Source organism: Teichococcus deserti, from assembly GCF_001982615.1.
In the GTDB taxonomy this organism is placed as follows: Bacteria; Pseudomonadota; Alphaproteobacteria; order Acetobacterales; family Acetobacteraceae; genus Pseudoroseomonas; species Pseudoroseomonas deserti.
Genome location: NZ_MLCO01000457.1, coordinates 1 through 5103, shown reverse-complemented (window position 1 = coordinate 5103; position 5103 = coordinate 1). Strand labels below are relative to the sequence as shown.

The following is a 5103-nucleotide window of genomic DNA, read 5'->3' as shown; positions in this document are numbered from 1 at the left end:
CGCCAACGAGCTCTGGGGCAACGACGACGGGATCAACGCGATCTCCGGCGGCGGCGGCAACGACATCCTGCATGGCGGCAACCTGGCCGACACGCTGGAGGGCGGCGCCGGAAACGACGTCCTCTACGGCGGCGCGGGCAACGACATCCTGAAGGGCGGCGCGGGTGCCGACTACCTGGATGGCGGGACTGGCGTGGACACGGCCGATTACTCCGACAGCACTCTGTACGTGTCGGTCAACCTGCAGGACGAGACGCAGGGGACCCTCGGTGGTGCGGCCGGCGACGTGCTGATCAGCATCGAGAACGTGACCGGCTCGGTCCATGACGACTTCATCCGCGGCAATGCCGGCGCGAACTACCTGGCCGGCGGCGCGGGCAACGACCAGCTCCTGGGCGAGGCCGGCGACGACATCCTCGAGGGTGGCCTTGGCCGCGACGTCCTGACCGGCGGCGAGGGCAACGACACCGCGACCTATCGCAATGCGACGACCGGCGTCACCGCCGATCTGAGCGGCGCGCGGGCCGGCACCGGCGAGGCGCTGGGCGACCAGTTCTTCCAGGTCGAGAACCTGGAAGGCTCGAACCAGGCCGACTTCCTCTACGGCAACGCGCTGGCCAACGTGCTGAGCGGTGGCCTGGGCGACGACAAGCTCTTCGGTGGCGCCGGCAACGACCGCCTGGTGGGCGGCGCCGGGGCTGACGATCTGACCGGCGGCACCGGGGCCGACACCTTCGTCTTCACCAAGGGCGACGGCGCCGACAAGATCATGGACTTCTCGGCGACCGAGGCGGACATGATCGACTGGACCGGCTTCGGCTCCAGCCTCGACAGCTACGCGGAGGTGTCCGCGAAGTTCGTGCAGACCGGCGCCGACGTGGTGGTGGATGCCGGCAACGGCGACGTGCTGACCATCCTCAACACGACGATCGCCAGCCTGACCTCGGACCACTTCCTCTTCGCCCCGAACTGATCCTGATCACGGCCCTTCGGGGCGGTGGCGGCCGACCGGCGAGCCTCACGGCTCGCTGGTGCCACAAGGCCAGCCGCACGATGCAGAACGCCCCGCCGGTCTCCCGGCGGGGCGCTCCACATAGCCGGCGATCAACCCGGCAGCCCCGAGAGGGGTCTTCCGGGCCGCTTCGCGACGGCACCACCATGGTCAGCGGCCGGCCCTGCTCCAGGAGCGGCGCCGGCGGCCGACGACGGGGATGTGACTGACGCTCACCGGAAGCTCGCTTGCCGCCCGGCGCCACCTTGGCCAGAGCGGAGGCGCTCATCTCCGCCGGAGGCCGCGTGCCGCAATCCCCCGCTTCATCCCCTGCTGCCGAGGCCGAGGCCTCTCCGTTCCGCCTGCCGGCCGCCGCCCTGCTCGGCCTGGCGCTGGTGGCGCTGCAAGGCAGCATCGGCGCCATGGTGCTGCCGATCCTGCATGCCCAGCTGGCGCTGCCCGCCACCTCGCTGGGTTGGCTGCTCAGCGCGCAGCTGGCCGGGCTGGTGCTGGGGCTGCTGCCGCTGGCCTCGCTGGTGCCGGTGGCCGGGCCGCGTCGCGCCTTCCGCCTGGGGCTCGTGGCGGCGCTGGTCATGGGGCTGCTGGCCTGCCTGCCGATGGGCTTCTGGCCGATGCTGGCGCTGCGGCTGCTGCAGGGGGCGGCGACCGCGCTGCTGCTGCCGGCCAGCCTGTCGCTGCTGCGGCTGAGCGTGCCGGGCGCGCGGATCGGGCTGGCGGTCGGCGCCGCCGGGCTCGGGGTGGCGGTTGCGCTCTACTGGCCCTCGCTGGTCTGGATCGGGCTGGACCGGCTCGGCCTGCCGCCGCTCGGGATGGTCGCCGCCGCGCTGGCGCCGCCGACCGTCGCCGCCTGGCTGCTCTCAACCACCGCGCCGCGGGACCGCAGGCTGCCGGGGCGGTTCGATCCGCTGGGGATGCTGCTGGCGGTCGCCACCCTGGCGCTGCTGCTGGTCGGCATTCCCGGTCTCTTCGTGCTGGGCAACCTGCTGCTGGGCGTGCTGCTGGTGATCGGGCTGGTGCTGCTCGGCCTGTGGATCTGGCAGCAGCACGGCCGCGAGGCGCCGCTGCTGCCTGGCGATCTGCTGGCCCGGCCGCGCTTCGCCGGCGCGCTGCTGGTGCGGCTGCTGGCGGCGGCGGCGCTGTCCCTGGCCGAGCTGGTGCTGATCCACCACGTGATGCGCGGCTGGGGCATCGGCCCGGGCGCGCTTGGCCTGCCGCTCGCCTTCGCCGGGATGCTGGCCGGGCTGGCGGCGCTGGGCGGCGGCTGGCTGCTGGACCGCCGGCCGGCGGCGCCGGTGCTGCCGCTCGGGGCGGTGCTGCTGGCGGCGGCCTATGCGCTCTTCGCCGCGCTGCCGCCGGACGAGGCGCGCGCCCTGCTGCTGCTGGCGCTGCTGGCCGCAGGGATCGGGCGCGGGCTGGTCGAGGCCGGCGCCACCACCCGGCTGCTGCGCAGCGCCCCGGTCGGGCGGTCGCCGGCGGCGGCGGCGGCGCAGGCGCTGGTCGAGGGCATCGCCCGGATGGCGGCGCCCTTCCTGCTGGCCCTGGCGGCGATGCTGCCTGCCCTCGGCGGTGAGGCGGTGCGGGCGCTGGCCCTGGCGGCCGTCTTCGCCGGCCTGGCGGCGGCGGCCAGCTTCATCGGCCGCGTCGAGGAGGAAGGCGAGGACGGCCCGGAAGCGCCCGATGCGCGGGTCTTTTCCGACTAGAGCGCGGTGGCTTGGGGTGCAATCACCGAAAGGCCTGGATCACGCGTCCCAACAAAGACCTGGAGCCGGGTGGCATCGTCTGTCCGACGCCGATCGGCTCTAGGCGCCGCGCCGCTGCTGCCGGGCGGGGTGCTTCAGCACCCGCCGCGCCAGCCGGGGATCGTCGGGCAGCGGCGGTGGCGGGGCGAAGCGGCGCAGGGCCGCGGCCAGTTCCTCGAAGCGGCGGTCGGTGCCGGCGGTGCTCAGCGCGATGTCGCCGAAGCCCAGCCAGCGATTGGCCGGGCGCAGCAGGCGCTGGACCAGGCCGGGCGGATGGTCTTCGGGCCGCGCCAGCCAGAAGCACAGCATCGGGCCGAAGCCGAAGCCCTTCTCCTGCCAATGGCTGAAGGCGTCCCAGGGGATGCGACGCGACGACCAGCGGCGCCAGAGCAGGCCTTGCGCGTCGATCTCGATCACCGGCCGCCGGTCGAGCAGGGCGCGCAGGCATTGCGCCACCCAGAAGCCCAGCGGCAGCAGGATCACCAGGCCGATCGCCCGCGCTGCCATCGGCGCCGCCGGGTGCAGCGGCAGGCCGACGGCGCCCAGCACCAGGATCGGGACGATCATCGCCAGCACCAGCAGTGCCTGGCGGCGACCGGCCCTGGCCTCGAACCGGCCCTCAGCCATGGTTCACCTGCCACAGCCGCAGCGCCAGGGCCGCGGTGGCCGCCATCGACCCGGCGAAGAGCAGCAGCACGGCGGCGGTCTTGGCCGGCTCCCGCCAGGCCGCGGGCAGGCCGGCCGGCGCGATCCGGCGGGCCAGGCGCCGCACGACACAGGCCAGCGCCCAAAGGGCGAGGAGGACAAGGAAGCCCAGCAGGCTGTTCCCGCCGCTCTGCAGCGCGCGCGGCGGCAGCGCCAGCCCGGCCAGGGCGCCCAGGAAGATGCAGGCGCAGACCAGGTAGCCGACGCCGATCTGCTTCCAGGCGATGCTGCTGTGGGGCACGGGCCTTCTCCTCCGCCGCGCAGCGCAGCGGCCAACTGCGGCGAAAAGGCGGCGCGCCGGCAAAAGCCCGCGTGGGGACCGGTTCAGCCCGCCGCGTCGCTCACCGCCCGCAGCAGCGCCAGCATCGCCCGGTTCTGCGGCACCGGGATGCCGTGGCGCTCGGCGGCGGCCACCACCGTCCCGGTCAACGCCTCGATCTCCAGCGGCCGGCCGGCCAGGGCGTCCTGGTACATCGAGGTGCCGGCCTCGGCGGGATAGGTCATCAGCAGCGCCCAGACCGCCCGGGCGGCGTCGCCCGGCAGCTCGGCGCCCTCGGCACGGCCGACGGCGACCGCCTCCTCCAGCAGCGCCAGGCCCAGAGCGCGGATGTCGTCGCGCCGCAGCACCTGCTGGCGCTGCCGGGTGATGGCGGTCAGCGGATTGGCGACGATGTTGATCAGCAGCTTGCGCCAGGCGCGGGTGACGAAGTCGGGCGCCGGATGGGCGCCGACCAGGCTGCCGGCCAGCAGCGCCGCGAAGCCGCGGCCGGCCTCGTCGTCGGGCACCGCCATGTCGCATTCGGTGACGCGGCGCAGGCGCAGATGCCCGTCGCCCAGCCGCTCGCCGTTGAAGTAGACGATGGCAGGGACGACGCGCTCCGGCGGCACCACGCCGCCGAGCCGCGCCGCATGGCCGATGCCGTTCTGCAGCACCGCGACCCGCGTCGCCGGGCCGCACAGCACGCGCAGCCAGGGCGCCGCCGCCGCGCTGTCCTGCGCCTTGGTGCAGAGCGCCACCCAATCCACCGGCGACAGCCCCTCGGGCGTGGTGGCGACCGGTGGCGAAACCTCCTCCCGTCCTTCGGGGTGGTCCAGGATCAGCCGGTCCAGCGGCCGCCGGGCGCAGCAGAGCACGGCATGGCGCCCGGCCGCCTGCAGTGCCGCCGCCAGGCTGCCGCCGATGCCGCCCAGGCCGATCACGGCCACGCTCTGTCCCGTCACGTCGCCGATCCTGCCAGACGCGGCGCGCGCAGCGCCATGAAGAAGCCGAGCTGGCTCAGCAGGCCGGCGCTGACCAGGATGATGCCGACGGTCAGCGCATGCGCGTGGCTGGCGCCGGCCAGCGCGGTGCAGACGGCGCCGATGCCCATCTGCGCGAAGCCGTAGAGCCCGCTGGCCGAGCCCGCCACCTTCGGATTGACGCTGAGCGCCTCGGCCAGCGCCGGCGGCCCGGCCATGCCGGCGCCGAAGGTGAACAGCGCCATGCCGATGACGGTCACCGCGACATTGAAATGTCCCGCGACCACCGCGGCCAGAAACAGGGAAGCGCCGAGCAGGCTGATCAGGTTGCCGCGCACCATCAGCTTCGCCAGCCGCACCCGCCGCGCCAGCCGGCTGGCGCAGGCGCTGCCCAGCCAGATGCCGAAG

General features: G+C 74.4%; 5 protein-coding genes and 1 pseudogene. 2 read left to right on the top strand and 4 right to left on the bottom strand.

Annotated features, from left to right (window positions below):
- Together BKE38_RS28955 and BKE38_RS28950 are read left to right on the top strand one after the other, a co-directional pair.
- A partial coding sequence (locus tag BKE38_RS28955) for a calcium-binding protein (RefSeq protein ID WP_076960577.1) occupies nucleotides 1–973 on the top strand: 973 nt, incomplete at its 5' end.
- 323 nt (nucleotides 974–1296) lie between these two features.
- A complete protein-coding gene (locus tag BKE38_RS28950; RefSeq protein WP_131829785.1) occupies nucleotides 1297–2712 on the top strand; it encodes an MFS transporter in 1416 nt (471 codons plus the stop codon).
- 99 nt (nucleotides 2713–2811) lie between these two features.
- Here BKE38_RS28950 and BKE38_RS28945 read toward each other — a convergent pair whose 3' ends face one another.
- The 4 genes and pseudogenes from BKE38_RS28945 to BKE38_RS32610 form a co-directional block, all read right to left on the bottom strand.
- Complete coding sequence (locus BKE38_RS28945; protein ID WP_076960575.1) at nucleotides 2812–3378, bottom strand: hypothetical protein; 567 nt, start codon at nucleotides 3376–3378, stop codon at nucleotides 2812–2814.
- Nucleotides 3371–3697: a hypothetical protein gene (locus BKE38_RS28940; protein WP_076960574.1), complete on the bottom strand. Its 327-nt coding sequence runs from the start codon at nucleotides 3695–3697 to the stop codon at nucleotides 3371–3373. Before BKE38_RS28940 ends, BKE38_RS28945 begins: the two co-directional genes overlap by 8 nt.
- 83 nt (nucleotides 3698–3780) lie before the next feature.
- Nucleotides 3781–4677: a 2-dehydropantoate 2-reductase gene (locus tag BKE38_RS28935; RefSeq protein WP_076960573.1), complete on the bottom strand. Its 897-nt coding sequence runs from the start codon at nucleotides 4675–4677 to the stop codon at nucleotides 3781–3783.
- A pseudogene (locus tag BKE38_RS32610) lies at nucleotides 4674–5103 on the bottom strand (multidrug effflux MFS transporter); the annotation flags it as partial. The gene BKE38_RS28935 and the pseudogene BKE38_RS32610, both read right to left, overlap by 4 nt.